18 protein-coding genes and 1 other annotated feature are annotated in these 17,884 nt (G+C 38.9%); of the genes, 2 read left to right on the forward strand and 16 right to left on the reverse strand.

From position 1 onward, the window contains the following. Positions 1-81: 81 nt before the first annotated feature. The 13 genes from NST09_RS18810 to NST09_RS18870 all read right to left on the reverse strand — a co-directional run bounded on the left by NST09_RS18810 (position 82) and on the right by NST09_RS18870 (position 13,101). The gene (locus tag NST09_RS18810; RefSeq protein WP_342493215.1) at positions 82-1,185 is read right to left on the reverse strand and encodes a site-specific DNA-methyltransferase; all 1,104 of its coding nucleotides are present in this window, start codon (positions 1,183-1,185) and stop codon (positions 82-84) included. A 12-nt stretch (positions 1,186-1,197) separates the two neighbouring features. Next, positions 1,198-2,574, reverse strand: a complete 1,377-nt coding sequence (locus NST09_RS18815) for a DNA adenine methylase (RefSeq protein ID WP_342493216.1) — start codon at positions 2,572-2,574, stop codon at positions 1,198-1,200. Between the two features lie 26 nt (positions 2,575-2,600). Next, positions 2,601-3,758 carry a hypothetical protein gene (locus NST09_RS18820; RefSeq protein WP_342493217.1) on the reverse strand — a complete coding sequence of 386 codons (1,158 nt, stop codon included), beginning with the start codon at positions 3,756-3,758 and terminating at the stop codon, positions 2,601-2,603. 200 nt (positions 3,759-3,958) lie between these two features. Beyond that, entirely contained in the window at positions 3,959-5,224 is a 1,266-nt protein-coding gene (locus NST09_RS18825; protein ID WP_342493218.1) for a hypothetical protein, read from the reverse strand. Positions 5,225-5,656: 432 nt separating this feature from the next. Then, entirely contained in the window at positions 5,657-5,803 is a 147-nt protein-coding gene (locus NST09_RS18830) for a hypothetical protein (protein WP_342493219.1), read from the reverse strand. 742 nt (positions 5,804-6,545) lie between these two features. Then, on the reverse strand, positions 6,546-6,869 hold the full coding sequence (locus tag NST09_RS18835; RefSeq protein WP_342493220.1) for a type I restriction-modification enzyme R subunit C-terminal domain-containing protein: 324 nt from the start codon (positions 6,867-6,869) through the stop codon (positions 6,546-6,548). A gap of 353 nt (positions 6,870-7,222) precedes the next feature. After that, entirely contained in the window at positions 7,223-7,645 is a 423-nt protein-coding gene (locus tag NST09_RS18840) for a DEAD/DEAH box helicase family protein (RefSeq protein ID WP_342493221.1), read from the reverse strand. Between the two features lie 575 nt (positions 7,646-8,220). Continuing rightward, complete coding sequence (gene rlmH, locus NST09_RS18845; protein WP_035390089.1) at positions 8,221-8,700, reverse strand: 23S rRNA (pseudouridine(1915)-N(3))-methyltransferase RlmH; 480 nt, start codon at positions 8,698-8,700, stop codon at positions 8,221-8,223. Between the two features lie 80 nt (positions 8,701-8,780). After that, the gene (locus tag NST09_RS18850) at positions 8,781-8,951 is read right to left on the reverse strand and encodes a CxxH/CxxC protein (protein ID WP_008360116.1); all 171 of its coding nucleotides are present in this window, start codon (positions 8,949-8,951) and stop codon (positions 8,781-8,783) included. Between the two features lie 164 nt (positions 8,952-9,115). Continuing rightward, positions 9,116-9,943: an energy-coupling factor transporter transmembrane component T gene (locus NST09_RS18855; protein WP_342493222.1), complete on the reverse strand. Its 828-nt coding sequence runs from the start codon at positions 9,941-9,943 to the stop codon at positions 9,116-9,118. Next, the gene (locus tag NST09_RS18860) at positions 9,934-11,649 is read right to left on the reverse strand and encodes an ABC transporter ATP-binding protein (protein WP_342493223.1); all 1,716 of its coding nucleotides are present in this window, start codon (positions 11,647-11,649) and stop codon (positions 9,934-9,936) included. Before NST09_RS18860 ends, NST09_RS18855 begins: the two co-directional genes overlap by 10 nt. 19 nt (positions 11,650-11,668) lie before the next feature. After that, positions 11,669-12,226, reverse strand: a complete 558-nt coding sequence (locus NST09_RS18865) for an ECF-type riboflavin transporter substrate-binding protein (RefSeq protein WP_024718471.1) — start codon at positions 12,224-12,226, stop codon at positions 11,669-11,671. 14 nt (positions 12,227-12,240) lie between these two features. After that, entirely contained in the window at positions 12,241-13,101 is an 861-nt protein-coding gene (locus NST09_RS18870) for an S-adenosyl-l-methionine hydroxide adenosyltransferase family protein (protein WP_007497378.1), read from the reverse strand. Between the two features lie 111 nt (positions 13,102-13,212). Beyond that, positions 13,213-13,483, reverse strand: a binding site (T-box leader). A gap of 192 nt (positions 13,484-13,675) precedes the next feature. Between NST09_RS18870 and NST09_RS18875 the strand changes: the two genes are divergently transcribed. Together NST09_RS18875 and NST09_RS18880 are read left to right on the forward strand one after the other, a co-directional pair. Then, positions 13,676-14,365 (forward strand): ABC transporter permease subunit, encoded by a 690-nt coding sequence (locus tag NST09_RS18875; RefSeq protein WP_025208317.1) that lies wholly within the window; start codon positions 13,676-13,678, stop codon positions 14,363-14,365. After that, a complete protein-coding gene (locus NST09_RS18880) occupies positions 14,366-15,247 on the forward strand; it encodes an ABC transporter ATP-binding protein (RefSeq protein ID WP_342493224.1) in 882 nt (293 codons plus the stop codon). A 38-nt stretch (positions 15,248-15,285) separates the two neighbouring features. On the opposite strand, the gene NST09_RS18885 is transcribed toward NST09_RS18880, so the two are convergent. The 3 genes from NST09_RS18885 to NST09_RS18895 all read right to left on the reverse strand — a co-directional run bounded on the left by NST09_RS18885 (position 15,286) and on the right by NST09_RS18895 (position 17,883). Beyond that, the gene (locus NST09_RS18885) at positions 15,286-15,750 is read right to left on the reverse strand and encodes a GNAT family N-acetyltransferase (protein ID WP_082055591.1); all 465 of its coding nucleotides are present in this window, start codon (positions 15,748-15,750) and stop codon (positions 15,286-15,288) included. Between the two features lie 69 nt (positions 15,751-15,819). Beyond that, complete coding sequence (locus NST09_RS18890) at positions 15,820-17,007, reverse strand: S1C family serine protease (protein WP_342493225.1); 1,188 nt, start codon at positions 17,005-17,007, stop codon at positions 15,820-15,822. 81 nt (positions 17,008-17,088) lie between these two features. Then, positions 17,089-17,883: an MBL fold metallo-hydrolase gene (locus NST09_RS18895; RefSeq protein WP_007497388.1), complete on the reverse strand. Its 795-nt coding sequence runs from the start codon at positions 17,881-17,883 to the stop codon at positions 17,089-17,091. Position 17,884 lies beyond the last annotated feature (1 nt).

Consider the following 17,884-nt stretch of genomic DNA (forward strand, 5'->3'; position numbering starts at 1 on the left):
GAAATTGAATTGTATTCTTTAGTCATTGGAGATGAATGATTCTTTTAAAAGTTATTTTTATAATTAATGAAATTCACCAATTTATTTTTCTAACCATAGTTGATAACCTAAGTTATCTTTTACCCTGTTATTAGAAGATTTTAAATCTTCGATTGTTTTATTCATCCTAGGAATTATGATGTCAGAAATATGCTCTCCTTGTTCAATTCCTATATAACTTCTATTCAACTTTTGAGCGACAACCGCTGTAGTTCCTGAGCCTAAATAAGCATCTAAAACTAACTCACCTTCATTGGTGCTAATTTCAATGATTCTTTTTAAAAGTGATTCTGGTTTAGGTGTATCAAATACATCTTGGTTTTTAAATAATGATTTTAAATGTTTTTTTGCTTGGTCTGTAGTTCCTACATCTTCTGCAAACCAAATAGTTTCTGGTGTTAGTCCTATTTTACTTTCATAAAGAAACTTTTTCCTTCTTGGAACTCCATTCCCATCTTTTCCAAACCAAATATTATTATTCTTAATTTCTTCTAACATTCTATGTTCATTATAAGCCCAACATCTTCCTGTTGGTGGTTTATGCAACTTTCCATTTGGACCAATAATTGTATAAAACTGTGACGACACGGCATGACCAGCTTGTACAGAAACGGATATTGATTGCCAAGGTCCTCTAGGGTCATTATCTGGATTTTTATACCTCTTTAGGAATTCATCGTCTACATCCAATAAGTTTCTACTTTTCTTAAACTCGTCCGGTTTTTTTGCATATACTAAAATATATTCATGATTATTTGAAAATGCCAACCGGTTCTCTCTTGTTGTTCTATGCTCCCATACAATTGTATGAACAAAGTTTTTTCTACCAAAAATCTTATCTGCAGCAACTTTCAGGTAGTGTAATTCTCCGTCGTCAATTGATATCCATAAGCTTCCCTTGTCACTTAACAATTCAAAGAGTAAAGGAAGAATATTACTTAGTTTTTCTAACCATATATCAAAACCATCTGAATCATTATAATGAATATACTGTTCATCGTTATTATAGGGAGGGTCAATGTATATACAATCAACCCTGCCACGATAGATATCTCGAATTTGAGTTAGAACTTCTAAGTTATCACCCTTAAATATTTTGTTATTTGTATCTTCCATCCCATAGTAAGCTTTTTTTTGGTATTTCATTTTCTATTTTCTTCACCCTCCATTTGGTTCTGTACAAATTATTAGTATCTCTGCATCAGTAGGTATTTCGAAATTTTTATTTACAGCATTTAATTTAGAATGAGCAAATCCTTCAATAGAAAGCAATTCCACTTTATTAAAATATTTATTAGCTATATCACATAGTTCGCTAACTGTTTTGACTCTAGGAGTACTTTCTTTTTCTGCATTGTAAGGTGAATACGAAAGTATCAAACTAACGTTTTTTTCACTTACCTTAGAAAATAAATTGTTAAAAGCTTCCTTTGCAAGTGTTTTGATTGAAAAAGGAGACTGATGTCGCTCAGTTCTGTATAAACCTCGACTCATTTGCATTTTTCCATTTGTTTTTACCATAGTAATTTCAGGATTATCCCTTAGACTCATGGTCTCCAACACATGATAGTACCTACTATAGTGATAACGAGTGTATGGAGGGTCCGCATATACTACCTTGGTATCACTAGTTAAATTACTCAACGCATCATAGTAATTGCTACAAAGAGAAATATGGTCAAATACTCCTTTTTCCAAAGAGAAATACTTGTTAATTTGCTCTTCGAAAATTTGAAATACATTAAGAGTTCTATCCTTAATAATTTTTGGAACTATTGACTTTTTAGGCTCTCCCTTCCCATCAAAAGTCTTTAATGGTTGAGCAAATTGTTTACCTACAGTATTAACAACTTCACTGGCTGTACTTAAAGTAGCGGCAATTACAATATCTTTAACTCTGCCGTCAAACGTGTTAGCCATATTTAATAAATTATCTAACTCATTCGCTTGCTTAAAAGAGAAATAAGTTCCACCAAAGTAGCGGCTTGTTATTGAATTTTCAGAGTCAATCAAATTTTTATCCCGAAGATTGTAAACAGTATTACTTAATGCTTTTTGTAATCCATCTGTTATATTTTCTCTTTCATTATTTATAAAAGGTAAAATTGAACTGTTTTCCACCAACTCACAAATATCAAAAATTTCATTTCCAGATGCTTTTTCAAGAGCCATTTCTTCATAGCTAACTAACGGTTTGAAACATTCCTGCAATTCAGTTAGTTTATAACCAGTTAGCCTGTTTTTTATTTCTAAGATATCTTTCTCATAAAAAGGCTGTAAAACAGCGCTTGTTAATACCCTTGAATATTCCTGAATATCAACTGAAGTAACAGCCCTTTTTTGCCCTAAAAAGGAAGAAACTGTACCCGACCCCGAAAAAACATCATAGACCCTACCAAAAGTAGGGTCTATTTCATCTATGATATGTGAAATGGTTTCAAGAATTCTCAATTTACTACCTAAATAGTGAATTGGTCTAAAAGCACCTTTTTCCTCTTCAAAAAGAGTAATCTGCTTATTCGAATTTCCAACCATTTTCTATCATTCCTCAATTTATCAAATTACCAAAAGTTTAAACTTGAACAGTTTTCTCTGAGTTCATCAACATCTGTCAAATACCGTCTCATTCTATTTCCCACTCTTGGTTGATTGTTATTTAAGTAGCTTAGAACTTCATTATAAATTACATCTTTCGGCATCACAAGAGAGTAAATAAAGGAACGGGTAGCTACTTTTATGAAAATTCCAATAGGTCTATTACCTCCTTTAGGATAATCTAAGCCACCTGCTGCATTTAATTCAACTCGATAGTTTTGGCTTCTTACAGAAACTGTGGGTCTAACTTCTATTTCTTCTAAATTTCCAGTTGTTCCTACGTGTCTTAGCAATATTCGTCTTTCTACATTTAGTCCCGCTATCCCTCCAAAGAAACTTTCAAATACAGAACGATTAAAATTTGCTTGCTTCCACCGATTACCGCTGTTAGGGATTTCAGCTACGAGAACTTCAGGATTATCTTCTATTGTCCACGCTTCATAATCCTCTATCTCTAAGATTTCGGAGGGAATTCGTTCTATATTTTGTGATTGATTCTCTCTTTCAGTGTCAGTGAAGGTATTTTCATCTTCATGTGAATTCGTTTCTAATCTATAATTTCTAATAAATTTTGTAGTATTCCTAGCAGCTATTCTTAAAACCTTATCGTCATCTAGGTTATATAGATTATCAGTATTTTCACTAATCCAGACATTCCAATAATCTTCAAAAGCGCTTAACACATTTTTTGAAAGATAATTTATTGTAAATGCTTCTCTGTTACGTCTTAAACCCTTTTCTGTTAAATTACCGGATCCCGTTATAAGCCTAATTTCTCCATCAATTTTAAACCAAATAAATTTAGGGTGAAACAATGAACCTGAATCACTATGACAGAAAACTTTTGCCTCCAAATTCGGATATATGTCACTTAATTCCCTTAGTTTATTTAGTGTATTAGTATTAGTAATGTCATCAATACCTACAATTAATGTAAAAGAATTATTTGATAAGAATTTGCTAATAATTGGGTCTTCAAATACTAATGAAGCCCCTCCTGATGTTGCAAAAGCAAACACCCCAGCACCATAGTCAACATCATCATGGATACTAGTTGCAGCTGTTAATATTGCTTCATGAGTGGTTAAAGAGTGACTGAACTGGCCATCTTGGATGTAGAACATTAGAAAACCTCATTTCTATGCATAACAAGAACCTACGTTCCATTTTACTCAACCAAGAAGATTCTGTCAATTTTATCACTTCAATATATTAATTGATTAATAATATTTAAAAAACTCCACTCACTTAAGACTCTCCTTAAATATTTGAGAGGCAAAAAAACGGGCAGGATTACTTATATCCTGTCCATTTTTTTGAAGGATCATTTAAAAGACAATAATATAGTTATGGCCACTCCAAGCACAGTAGCAATCAAAGTCATTGATGCGAGGTGGATTATTAGATTTTCCTTACCAACAGAATATAAAACCTTTATATACTCCAAACATTCAGTATATATAGTTTCATATTTTTTGATTCCTTCTTGCTCTGTAAAACCCAGCTTTGTTTCCTCTCCTCCATAATACGCTTTCCAACCCTTTACCTCACTCCTGTCAGTCTTGTCATAATTCATATGTATTTTGTTATCATTAATTGCACGAATCTTATTAACAAGCCATTTATAATCCTTTGAGGAGATTTTATCCCTTGATTCATTGAAGTATTTATTCATTCTTTGGTTCAATTCAAACTCTTCTATTCTATCAAATAAGAAATAATAAAAGTCCATCCTGTAACTACTCAAAATGTTTGTAAAGGATAAGGGTGAGAAGGAATTTCCTGTGAAATAGAGTTCCATCTCTAATCCTTCTCGGCTTGTAACATCTGTAATTAAATACTGTTCCCTACCCCCATTGTTGAATTCATATGTTTTACACAAAAAAACATCCTTAAATGATTCATCTCCAAAGGTATCTTGTGGATAGTTGATCACCCTCAGAGAGGGTAGTCTATAGTTCATTCCAAAATTAAGTTCAGCTATTTCCATAAGTTTTGACTGAACCGCCAAGCCCACCAACTCATTAAACTTCCTGTAAATATCACTATACCAAAATGATTTTCCCTCCCTTTCCATATTGTAAAATCCGATAAATTTTTTATCGAATAATCTTTCTTTATTCTCTTTAATGAACTCAAGAAACATTGCATTATCCATTATTTTGTTGAATGATATATCAAACTCAACTACAGCTTGATTATTGTTTATTTGTGTAAACACACTCCTTATTTCTCTAATGAATTTATCATCCAAGAACTTTATAGTTGCTAATGAAGAGAAACCTGCTCCTGTATATTGAAGAGAAAAATAATTGAGGTCTCTTATTCTTTTTGGTCTATACTGCAAATCAACTTGATATTTTTCCTTGTTTAGTTTTGAAAACCTTTTTATGAGTTTGTTCATATCTTTGTTATTATAAGTATCCAGTATGGTGAATCCCCATGTCTTTAGTAAATTCCTGCCCTCAATATATTCTCTGTACCGTTCATCTTCTTCTATGTAATCCTGATATTCTGAGCTTTTCTCTATGGTGTCAATTAGTTGCTCAATATACTTCTCTCTCAGCTTTTTGTATTGTTTATTCCTCAACAATAACCATCCCTTTATAGTTTCTTATCAACTTGTTCCAACATTCTCATTTGGCCTTTTAAATTCATTATACCACTTGTTTTAAACATTTATTGGAAAATTGGTTTTTTGATATGGTCATTGATATAGACAAAAAAGGTTACATAATCACAGTATTTCGCAATCAAAAAAGAGGTTCAACAGAGATTAGAAATGGCTTTTCATTTTTTTCTCCAAATTATTAATCATTAAGCACAATATTCCATCCTCCAGTTGCTAATATTGCAAAAGCCTGGCCCATACACCAATATATAAAAACAGTTCCTCCCAAAACTGTGTGAAGAACTACTTTGTGCCACTATTTAAAGCTCCGCAAAAGCAAAAAGGTTGTACAAAAATTTTATCACAACCTCAATATAATTCAAAATCCCACTTGTAATGGGAACCCCCTGTTTAACACTTTCTATCCTCAACCAAATGAACCTTTAAATGCCCGAATGCGTTTAATGCTTCTTCATTTAATCCCTCAATTTCACTTTTCTCTTTTTTAAGCCGAGTGATCTTCTTAGGAATGACTCTATTCGGCTTTGCTTTTTTCATAAAAGAAGCCCCCTTTAAACAGTTTCATATGATTTTATGCCTGGAGGCTTTCTTCATAGGCTATTCGGAACTTCCGTACTCTTTTCAATTAGGTTAATAGCAATACTTCAAAATCTTATTTTCTTTTAAAACAATATCTTCAATCTTTGCAGTCATATTCTTAATTTTCCGAAATCCCATCCCTTTCACTGACGGGTAATCAATAAATTTACCAAGATTACTATAGATCTTTCCAAATTTACATTATCCTGATTCTTTCTGTTTGATAGTTGAAAAATAAAATCTCAACGCATTATTGATAATTGTTTCTTTTTCTTATCTTGTTTTAAACGGCTCCATAAGTCCTGCTATATCCTGATCATATGTAAACATAGTGTTGTACTCGCAAGTCCCACTTTTCATGTAATTAAAGCTCTCTCGTGACAATATGACCTCTTGTCCCTTCTTACAAATCTGGTAGCTCTTTTAGAGCAGGGAAGAGTTTGTTATTAACAAAGTCCAACAATTCCTCTCCTGTCATTCCTTCTTCGTTTTCTGCCCAGCTATGCTATCTTAATTCTTCTGGAATCGGTGATTGATAGTCGTCTTCTAATAGCTCTAATTCTGCCTCTTTATCAGCGAAAATCTCCAAGAAAATCCTCCATGCATCGCAATCAAACCCGCTATCCTGCCTCATAATATCTTATATAGACTTAATTGCGTTTGTAATTGACATGTTGCATCCTCCATCTACTATTGCAAACTACGCTGAATGATAAATCTGTTGCTCTAACTCTCTTACAGCCTGTACATATTGTTTTTTACCTCCAAATGAATTGATGATTTCCATAAGAGAACCATACTGGTCAAATGGTCTTAACTTTAATACTTCCATGCTTTCAATGTGTTCGATTCCTTCATCTGCGTATTTTTCCAATAACGCTTCAAGTACCGCTCTTACTTTCTCACCATATTTTGCAAAGTAATCCCGCTTCTTTACATTTAAAGCACGTTCTTTTCTGGTGAGTGGCTTTTGCTCAAATGCCACATGGCAAATCAAACGGATCGTACTCTTTTCCTTCTTCATTGTCCCCCGTTGTTCTTAAAACATATTTATGGTTTTCAGCCACTAAATCAGTATTGAAATTTACAATCGCTTACCTCATTCTTTCAGCGTGATTGATTTTTACACAGAATATAATCCTCTTTTGATATCGATTGTTTTCTTTAAATACTCGGTGACTTTTTTTGCAACTTGAATGTCCTTTGTCCCAGTACGAGATTACGGTCAAAATCCTTTACATTGTAAATACGATCGCCAATCACATTACCATACTTATCCCGTTGCCCTTTTTCTGGCCGCCAGCCGTCAACATCTCGGTCAATTGTGTAACGAATTACCTGATATGGTGCAAGAAAACCATCATCAATGCCTTTAAGCTATAAGTGTATATTGGAAACATCTTTGGTTTCCTTTGGTGTAGCAGTCAATCCCACATGGGTTGCTGATGAAAAGTAGGTTAGTATCTCCCTCCATCCACTATCTTCTTTCGCACTCCCTCGATGGCACTCGTTAATACCAATGAGGTTAAAAAAGTCAGGTGAAAACTCTTTATAGATATTCTTCCAGTCATCTGTACCTGTTACGCCTTGATAAAGAGCAAGATAGATTTCATAAGACTTATCAACCTTACGATTTTTAATCTTTGTCATTTTATCGCCTAAGTGTTTAAAATCATTAGCCATTGTTTGGTCAACGCTTGAAGGAGAAATAGAATGCGGAGACTTCATAATAAAGGTACTACTCTGTAATGCTAACTCAATTCGAGCTAACGAAGCAGAAGAATATGTTTTTTCAGTCATAAAGAAACTTGTTCAAGATGAAAATTTGCTTATAGAGAAAATCCTTGGCATCAATAACATTACCAAGGATGATGAAAGTGCCTATATGAATGAAGTAAAACAATTAGATAACCCGTCTATCAGTAATTAGTAAATTACAAGAATGGTACTTTAAAGCGTTTGAAGAAAAACTCCTTCCGATTGATATGCTTCAAGAACGATTAAAACAGGTTGCCGAAGAGAAGACAGCAATAGAACATACTCTATCGGAAATAAAAGTAAGTTACATCAATCAAGCCAGAAGGTTATTTATCCTAAGCTGATCAATCAACTGCTTCAAAGATTCGTAACTATATATGAAGAGGCTACGAGAGAACAGAAGAAGCACCTAATACAACTCCTTGTTAAGGAAGTGAGGGTAATTACTCTCCTTCAACGTATTGAATCCGTAAAGTTGGAGTTTGAGGGAGGATCTTCATAAATCGAAATCAATCATTTTAATTCATCACCTGTTCGGAGATTTATCTTAGAAACAATTATCCACAATCACGCAAGGTGAAAAGCATTTGCCCCTCTATCTTCAATATTTTTTTCCATTATTTATGATAAGGCTCCCCCCGCACAATCCGAAACGCCCGATAAATCTGCTCCACCAACACCAGCCTCATCAACTGATGCGGGAACGTCATCTTCGAAAACGACAGCTTCTCATTCGCCCGCTGCATCACAGCATCACTTAACCCAAGTGACCCACCTATAACAAAACACACCTTACTTTTTCCGTATGTTGCCAGCTTATCTATTGTATCGGCTAATTCTTCGGAACTTTTCATTTTTCCTTCGATGGCGAGGGCGATGACGTGGGCGTCTGGGTTGATTTTGCTTAGGATGCGTTCGCCTTCTTTGTCTTTGATGATTTTCATGTCTTGCTCGCTGAGATTCTCGGGTGCTTTTTCGTCTGCGAGCTCAATGATCTCGATTTTTGCGTATGCCTGTAATCGTTTTGTGTATTCGGCTATGCCTTGCTTTAAATATTTCTCTTTTAGTTTTCCTACTGTGATAATTGATATATTCACAGGTCATCCCCACCTTAAGAACAAGTTATTCATATAAGTTATCAACAATTGTGGATAAAATTTGTGTATTTTGTGTCCGATCATTCGTTCCCCACTATATATATTGCAGGTTCATCGCACAATTCACAGGTTGTGGATAAGCTGTGTGTATGTTCGATTTTTCTGAATTCTGGCGGTGTTTCGTGATCATCTATGTACATGTCTAGTACGGTTTCTATATGTTCTGCACAAGCATAAAGTGATTTGTTCATAAGTTTCTAATTCCTCCAATATGTTGTTTGGTTATTCACAAGTGTTTCGCTCATTGTTCAATATAACCGATTTATTCACATGTTAATAGTCTTTTACCATTTTCCACACCTTTTATCCACAAACCAAATAAAAAAGCCTCCACTCCTGTGAAGGCTTCCTTCTATCAAAACGGATTGTAAAATCTCGTTCCTCTAACAAATGTAATCACTAGCGACACAATCAGTACCGCTCCAACAAAGATTAACGCCGCATAATCTGCTTTTTGAAAGTCTTTCGCCGTAAACCATGTGCGCTTTTTATGCTTTCCAAACCCGCGCAATTCCATCGCATTGCTGATCGTTTCAATCCGCTCTAGGCTGGAGAAAATCAGCGGCATCACAATCGAAAGCCCATTTTTAATCCGTTTTCCCAGTTTTTCATTCTTCGATAAATCAATGCCTCTTGCTTGCTGAGAAATCGCGATCGTTCGAAAATCACGCTGAATATCTGGGATGTAACGCAGAGCAATCGCTACCGCATACGATATCCGGTAGCTGACCCCAATTCGGCTGAGCGATGAGGCAAATTCACTTGGATTTGTTGTGACAATAAACAATAGCGCCGCTGGCATCACAGTCACGTATTTCAGCGTAATGTTCAATTGATAGAAAAGCTGTTCAAGTGTGACGTTGTACCAGCCTGCAATGTGAAACAGCTCGTGCTTCGCTCCATAGATGGCGACACCTTGCTGAGGCGCAAAGACGTAAATGGCGATGTTATTGATGACAAGAAAAATCGCCAAGACAATCACTACGAAAGAGATATCACGAAATCGCACATTCGACAGTTGAAAGAACACGATACTGGCTACCAACATAAACACTAAAACGCCTGTATCATACGTGAGCATCGCTGCGGATGACCAGAGGATAAAGCAAATGAGTTTGGTTGCCCCTGTCAGCCGGTGAATTGGCGACGGGCGATCGATATAAGACAGCATGTCTACAGCCATGTCATTCGTTCCTTTCTGTCAACCTCAATGAAGCGATCCACGAGTTCATTTGGATTTGGCCAGTCTGCTTTTAGCGCCAGTTCATACAGCGACGTTTCCTTTAAGCTCGCCTTTTGGACTAGCAACTGATCTGTCAGTACTTTAGCTGGTGTATCGTCTGCGATTTTTTCTCCATCTGAAATGACAATGGTTCTTGTTGTGTATTCGAGCATGAGATGCATATCATGGGTGATCATCAAAATCGTGACGCCCTGCTGATTTAATTGCTCTAAAAATGTCATCATCTCTGTGTAATGTCTAAAATCCTGTCCGGCGGTTGGCTCGTCTAGGATGATGATTTCTGGCTCTAACACAAGAATGGATGCGATGGTGACGCGTTTTTTCTGTCCAAAACTGAGTGCTGAGATCGGCCAATTTCGAAATGGATACAGCCCGCATACTTTTAAAACTCGCTCTACACGATCCTTGATGTCTTCTTCCTGTACACCTCTTAAAACGAGACCGAGTGCGACTTCATCAAAAATCATTTGTTTTGAAATCATTTGATTCGGGTTTTGCATGACGACACCGATTCGTTCGGAGCGCTGTTTGATGGTGTCTCCTGTGATGTCATCGCCATTTAAAAGGATTGTCCCTTTTGTTGGCTTTTCAAATGCACAAAGCACCTTGGATAGTGTCGTCTTGCCTGCACCATTGGCACCGGCGATACTGATCATTTCTCCTTTTTTGACGGTAAAAGAGATGTTGTTCAGTGTGTTAGGTCTTGTTGGATAATCAAAACTCAGCTCGCGCACTTCTAGTAAATCCGGCGCTGCATTCTGCTCGACTGATGGCTCAGATGCTTCCATCCACTGCTCGATTTTCTCTTTTGCCTCGTCATTTAAGGTGAGATGCTGTAAATTAGCGATCTGATCTCCTGCTGCAATCGGAATACCTGCATATTTCATCGCTCTCACATATAAAGGCTCACGTAAATACGCCGCTTCTAATACATTTGAGGCGAGCAATTCATCTGGTGTCATATCCGCTGCAATCGTGCCGTCATTGACAACGATGATGCGGTCGACATGGCGGAAGAGGACGTCTTCCAATCGATGTTCCACCATCACGACCGTTTTTTTCGTTTCTTTTTGCAGACGGTCAATGAGATCGATCACTTCTTTACCTGTTGCGGGATCAAGGCTTGCCAGTGGTTCATCAAACAGCAAAATGTCGACATCGTTGACAAGTACGCCTGCGATAGCGACACGTTGTTTTTGACCTCCTGACAGCTCATGCACGGATGATGCCAGTTTGCCGTCTACCTCTGTTAATTTTGCCGCTTTCTCGACACGTGTTTTCATTTCTTCGCGTGTGACTTGATCATTTTCAAGTGTAAATGCGATGTCTTCTCCAACGGTCAGCCCGATAAATTGTCCATCAGGGTCTTGCAGCACCGTTCCGACGAGCTGTGAAAGAGAGAAAATGTTCTCTTTCTCTGCATTTTTCCCGCCGATGTGAAGACTTCCTTCCATAGAACCTTTATAAGACGCAGGAACTAGCCCATTGATACAATGGGCTAGTGTGCTTTTTCCCGATCCAGACGGGCCTGCGATGAGGACTTTTTCTCCTTCATAGATGGTCAGGTTGATATCTTTCAATGTTGGTTCTGCCTGACTGCGATACTTGAATCCGAAATGTTCGAATTGAATCATCGGTTTCTTCATTTATGTGTTCCACCTTGCTTCATGATGTTTCTTTCGATAGACTGCCGCTTTTGCTTCTTGTTTTCGCATAAGCCGCAATGATGATGGTGCCTAGTACACCGACTGTGATGATGTTTGAGATTCCTGCTACGATGCCTTGAACAAACACTTTATTTGCAGGTTCTGCATAGATCACAATGTCGAGTACCGGCGCAATGACAAACCAGCCTAATGCTTGTGCGCCGGCTTGGACGGCGTTGAAGAGCGTGATTTTTTTCCAGCCAAAGTCGCCCTCTTCTACTTTTAAACGGTTCGAAATGAGGCCGATCAATAAACCAACAACACCCGAAACGATAATCCAGCTCCACCAAGGTCCAAATGTGGTGGCATCTTTAATGAGATGACCAATAAATCCAATCAATGCGCCTGCAATAGGACCAAATAACACGGCCATTAATGCAAGGAACGCGTACGATGTTTCAATTTGTGTATTCGGAATCCCAGTTGGAATGGAGACGAAGCGTCCTAAAATGACAAAGACGGCTGCGCCAATCCCGATGGCAACGACAGTTTTCGTTGAAAGTTGTTTACCTGCCATGATGTTTCCTCCTCTTATTCGTATATAATGCGCGGAGCTTTGCGAATCGAAAGGCGCCAGCCTGTGCCTGTACCGATGTTATAAGCCTTTGCAAATGACCCTTGATTGATCGCCACGCCTAAATGATCGAGTGAATTGACATATACGAGTGGTTCGCCTACCTTTAAATCGGCAAAAGATCGTCCATAGGTCATGATATTTTTATACACATTTTTTGGCCCGTTGGCAATGGTAACTTCTATTGCATCCCCATAATTGATTGAAAGCTGTTCAAATAACGTATGATGAATGTTTGTCCATAGGTTTCCGAACCGCACATCTAAAATATCAATCGTCCCTGTGATCACTTCTTCTTCCGCATAAGCTTGTACGACTGGAAGGTGAATAATGTCCTCTATATTCGCCTTTGGCCCGACCTCTTCAAAAGAAATCACACCTGAAGCAATTCTCGCGCCTGTATAGGCGTAAATGTCTCTACCATGGAATGTATGTGATTTTCCTGACTTCGGCAGACGGTTGATGGTTTCATCTAAATACCGAGCCTCCACGATGCCAATATCCTGTGCGACATGCGTAAGTGTCCCATTATCAGGTGTGATGATGTAGTGTGAGCTTGTTGTTTTGACGACAAGGCTCTTTCGCTCTGATCCAACGCCTGGATCAACAACGGAGACAAATACCGTTTCTTCCGGCCAATATGTGACCGTCTGAAGCAAGCGATAAGACGCTTCCCAAATGTCATATTGGGGAATGTTGTGAGTTAAATCAAAAATGCGGATGCCGCTGCTCACTGTATTGGCTACGCCGTACATTGCGCTGACCGCTCCATCATCAATACCGAAATCTGATTGTAAAACCAATGCATGTTCACTCATGTTAATCTCCCTTTCATTTGAAAAAATGGTTGTGGTGTTTCACGTGGAACATTTGAACATTTGTATGAAAAAAAGTGGACAATAAAAAATACCCCATCCTTATCTATGAATCATAAGGACGAGGTATTTGTCTCGTGGTACCACCTTTATTTACTGTTTGCTCGCGCTAAACAGCCTCTACAAGTACAAAGCTCCAATTTGGCTCATATACTGTGGTTTTGATAACGAGTACCAACTCTCGTCGTCACCTACTAATATCATGGATATGTTCAGCACGAGGCTCAGAGACCATTTTTCGAATCATTATTTTTGCTTCTTTTCAGCTACCGAAGCTCTCTGTGGAAAAATTGATGATTGTACTTTCTCTCGTCATTGCCTGTTTAACTATCTTGAATTAAAGCTATCATACATGATGTTTTTTGATAAATCAAGATATTTTTCTGAACATTTTTAAAAATGAGTTAACTGTTCTGGAAGAGTCTTCTTTTTTATAAAATTTAAGCAAATGTTAAAGAGCGAGATATGGTGTCTTTCTTTTCTAGGGGTATAATAAAGATGAAGGGAGGTACAGTGTGTGTGGACCATCTGTATGAATGAATTTAAGCAGCTCTTCAAAAGCACAAAATCCATCTTAACTATTGTTATTATTTTCATTTTATCTACTTTTGTTTCAAGTCTTCCATTTATAGCTGCTTATCAAGGGAAGTGGGAACAGGCAAAGGACCCTTATTCCATTGGGAATGAACTAGTGATTTCGTTATTTGGTTTCTTCCTTATTTTTTTATTATCTCATGATATTTTGAGCCGCGAAATTCATTTGAAAACCATTCGTTTTCTCGTCAGCAAAACGACCCGTTTAAACATTGTCATCGGGAAATATCTTGGGCTGATGCTGTTTTGGCTCAGTTGCATTATGACCACATATATATTAAATATGGTGATTTCACATCGTTTTCTGTTCTCTGATGCCTTAAAAATATTAACGTTTATCAGTGTCGGCATCTCCTGTGCTTTGTTTTTGTCCATGCTCTTTCCAACACCACAGAAATCGATGTTTGTTGGCATGTTGTTTTCCTTTCTATTTCCAATCATGAGCATGATGTCTGTTCTTTCTTCAGAACGGTTGATTCACTGGTTCCAATACGTGACGCCTTATTATTATGCGCGCTGGAGTGAACCGCTGACCTATGTGCTGATGAATGCCGCATTGACAGTTGTCTTACTCATTGGAACTGCACTACTGTTTCAGAGGAGGGATGTCTAAGTGCTTCACACAAAAGGGCTGACAAAAAAATATCGGACAAAAGTCGCAATAGATCATATTGATCTTGATATCCATCAAGGGGATATCTTCGGCCTCATTGGACCGAAGGATGCTGGTAAGACAACATTCTTTAATATCATTACAGGGATCTCCCGCCCCACCTCTGGCACATTTATCATGATGAACATGACGTCGTTAAAAAAAGTACGTCATCATATCGGTGTTCTGCCTGAATATACGGATTTATATGAAGGGCTGACTGCTATTGAGCATATTGCCTATTTATCGAAAATTACGGGTACACGCCAGAAAACGAGCTATTATGAAGAATTACTCGAATATGTTGGCTTACATCGTTATCATCAAGAGAAGGTCGGTGCCTTTACACCTGGAATGAAGAAGCGGCTCGGAATGGCTCAAGCCATCGCTCATCAGCCTGACTTTATTTTACTTGATGAGCCTTTTGCGGATATTGATGCAGATTCTATCTTACATATCCAGCGGGTGATTGAATCGTTAAAATTTGAAGGCAAAACTGTCTTTTTAACAGCAGACGAGCCAAGGTTCACCCATTCTATTTGTACCAAAACAGCTTTTATATCTGAAGGGAAAATCGTGTCCTCAAGTACTCATCCTCAAGAGAAAACCATCACGTCCTCAACCATTCGTGCCACCTTCAAGCATGCATGGATTGATGATGAGGTGAAGCCTGTTCTCACGCAGTACTTACAAAGTGTGGGAACAGACCTTGTGATCAGAGATGACGAGACCTCATTGTTGATTCGTTCAGAAGCTCAAGTCCCAGCCATCATCCGTGCGTTTGTGAAATGCAAAGTCGACCTATACCGAGTCACGGCGCAAGATGCCATGATGTCCACGTAAAAAGTACCGTACGCTCTCTGCACGGTACTTCTCTTTTTTTATAAAGGTTTGCTCATGTAAATCCCAGTCTCAGCAAATCCCGTTTTCTCATAAAGTGAGCGGGCGATTTGATTATGGGCAAAGACATGCAGCGATAGTTTCTTCACACCTAATGACTTTGCCTGCTCTTCTAATGCCGTCATGGCCTGTTTTGCCAACCCTTTTCCTCGATACGCTTCAAACAAAATAAAATTATAAATAAAGCCTTCATGCTGGGGATGATCTGGATCATAGCAAAGCCATACCCACCCAATGGATTCGTCTCCATGCATGAAGGTCCACAGCTCATGATCCTCTGTCTGAAGTCCTTCAGGAAGCAACCGCTCAAATTGTTCCTCTGCGTTCTTTTGCGCTTCTTCCTGATTCCATGTCCCTGCGAGTACCTTTTCTCCTGCGTACCTCTTAATAGACTCCTCTATTAAGACGTCATAATCCGTTTGTGACATCGGCTGTAATGTGACCAAATCCTCTCTCCCCCTTTTCTTTATCATATGCTGTGCATATAAAAAAAGCCAGTCCCCTATAGGAACTGGCTAGCCTCCGAACCGATCGGTTTGGGAGAGCTTGATCTCGACTGATTTTTTCTTTCCGCTTCGGTAAAATTGCACCTTTACCTTGTCGCCGACTTTCTTTTGATAAAGATATTTACGCAGATCGACGATATTCTGTACTTGCTTGCCGTCAAACGATGTCACGACATCCAGCTCTTTTAGCCCCGCTTTTCCTGCTGGAGACAAAGGCTCGACACTCATCACGACGACTCCGGTTGTGACCTTTGATGGCAGTTTTAATGTTTCCTGCCAATGATAGCTTGCAATATCTGCTAGTGATTTCATCCCAACACCAAGGTACGGACGCTTCACCTCTCCATAGCGCTCTAAATCCTCTATGACAGGGATCACCAGATTCGCAGGAATAGACAGCCCAATCCCTTCCACCTCTGACTCAGCAATCTTCATTGAATTGATGCCGATCACTTTGCCGTCCATATTGATCAAGGCTCCGCCGCTGTTCCCAGGATTAATGGCGGCATCCGTTTGCAAAACTTCCGCATTCCAATCCGTCTGTCCATCCCCATTAGAATCAACAGGGATCGCACGCTCTGTTCCAGAAATCACACCTTGTGTGACGGAGCCAGCAAATTCAAGGCCTAATGGATTTCCAATGGCGATGACAGGCTCACCTGGTTTGACATGGTCTGAATTGCCGAAGGCGGCGGTTTTCTTGATCTTATCACTTTTGACCGTGAGTACCGCTAAATCCATCAGCTGATCACTGCCAACAAGATTTGCCTCGATCCTTGTCCCGTCCTGAAGGCTCACTTCAAGCTGGTTTGCGCCTTTGATGACATGATGGTTGGTCACGATATAAAAGGTGTCACCCTTTTTTTTATAAATCACACCTGACCCACTGCCTGCTTCACCGCCTTCTTCCCAAAAGCTCGACTTTTGAATGTTAATGACGCCGACAACTGTATCTGACATACTCGATACCACTTTTGTGACCGCATCATTCACGTTCACATTGACGGTCTTTAAAGGGCCATCTGATGCCTGCTGATCTCCAGCTGACTGCCAGCCAAAGGGGCTGCCGCTTTGTCCAGACACATAGGGGAAAAAGAATCCCATTAAAAAAGCTCCTACCAATACACCGATCAGACCAGATAGGAAATATCCTTTTCTGCTTCGTCTCGGCTTCCACTCTACATCGCGATAATCCACTATGTTTCCTTCCTTTCAGTGAATAGATGATGTATATAGTGTTGGTAAGAAGCTCTTATCTTAATCATACGATTGTAAAAATCATACGGCGCAAAGCGGGGTTGCTTTTTTCGGGTCCGTATCATATAAATCAAAGCCATCCCCTACAACAAAGCCCTTCATTTCAAGCGTCTGCTGGACCGCCATACGGGCTAAGTCCTTCATGTTGTTGTCTTGACTCAAGTGGGCCAAATAAATGCGTGAGGTGGCGTCTCCAATCACGTCTGTCATAGCAAGAGCTGCATCTTCATTGGATACGTGTCCGACATCGCTCAAAATTCTGCGTTTAATACTCCATGGGTAGCGCCCCATTTGCAGCATGCCGACATCATGATTGCTCTCAAATACGAACGTATTGGCTGATTTAATAATCCCTTTCATCCGGTCACTCACATAGCCTGTATCCGTCATAAGGGCAAGTTTACGCCCGCCATAATGGAATACGTAAAACATGGGCTCTGCCGCATCATGTGATACGCCAAATGATTCAACATCGAGTCCGCCAAATGATTGAACCGTCTCCATATCAAAGTGGAATTTCTGCTCCGTATCCACTTTCCCAATATGTGACTCCATCGCCTTCCATGTTTTCGCATTTGCATAGACAGGAAGCTTGTACTTTCTTGCCATCACACCGAGTCCTTTAATATGATCTGAGTGCTCGTGTGTGACAAAAATTCCGTCCAAGTCTTCAGGCTTGCGATCGATTTGACCAAGCAGCTCCACCATCTGTTTGCCGCTTAAACCTGCATCTACTAAAAAAGCATGCTCGTCTGTTTCTAAATAAAAAGCGTTCCCCGTACTTCCGCTCGCTAGTACACTGAACTGCAAGCTCATG

This window comes from Bacillus sp. FSL W7-1346 (assembly GCF_038593335.1).
GTDB classification, from domain to species: domain Bacteria; phylum Bacillota; class Bacilli; order Bacillales; family Bacillaceae; genus Bacillus; species Bacillus altitudinis.

What these genes read in the sequence shown, in the direction of transcription:
- NST09_RS18830 (WP_342493219.1), bottom strand. Translation starts at nt 5,803, where the DNA reads ATGAAAAAAGCAAAGCCGAATAGAGTCATTCCTAAGAAGATCACTCGG.
- NST09_RS18865 (WP_024718471.1), bottom strand. Translation starts at nt 12,226, where the DNA reads ATGGCAGGTAAACAACTTTCAACGAAAACTGTCGTTGCCATCGGGATT.
- NST09_RS18840 (WP_342493221.1), bottom strand. Translation starts at nt 7,645, where the DNA reads ATGACTGAAAAAACATATTCTTCTGCTTCGTTAGCTCGAATTGAGTTA.
- NST09_RS18810 (WP_342493215.1), bottom strand. Translation starts at nt 1,185, where the DNA reads ATGAAATACCAAAAAAAAGCTTACTATGGGATGGAAGATACAAATAAC.
- NST09_RS18870 (WP_007497378.1), bottom strand. Translation starts at nt 13,101, where the DNA reads ATGAGTGAACATGCATTGGTTTTACAATCAGATTTCGGTATTGATGAT.
- NST09_RS18895 (WP_007497388.1), bottom strand. Translation starts at nt 17,883, where the DNA reads ATGAGCTTGCAGTTCAGTGTACTAGCGAGCGGAAGTACGGGGAACGCT.
- NST09_RS18860 (WP_342493223.1), bottom strand. Translation starts at nt 11,649, where the DNA reads ATGAAGAAACCGATGATTCAATTCGAACATTTCGGATTCAAGTATCGC.
- NST09_RS18850 (WP_008360116.1), bottom strand. Translation starts at nt 8,951, where the DNA reads ATGAACAAATCACTTTATGCTTGTGCAGAACATATAGAAACCGTACTA.
- NST09_RS18815 (WP_342493216.1), bottom strand. Translation starts at nt 2,574, where the DNA reads ATGGTTGGAAATTCGAATAAGCAGATTACTCTTTTTGAAGAGGAAAAA.
- NST09_RS18820 (WP_342493217.1), bottom strand. Translation starts at nt 3,758, where the DNA reads ATGTTCTACATCCAAGATGGCCAGTTCAGTCACTCTTTAACCACTCAT.
- NST09_RS18855 (WP_342493222.1), bottom strand. Translation starts at nt 9,943, where the DNA reads ATGGCTGTAGACATGCTGTCTTATATCGATCGCCCGTCGCCAATTCAC.
- NST09_RS18835 (WP_342493220.1), bottom strand. Translation starts at nt 6,869, where the DNA reads ATGAAGAAGGAAAAGAGTACGATCCGTTTGATTTGCCATGTGGCATTT.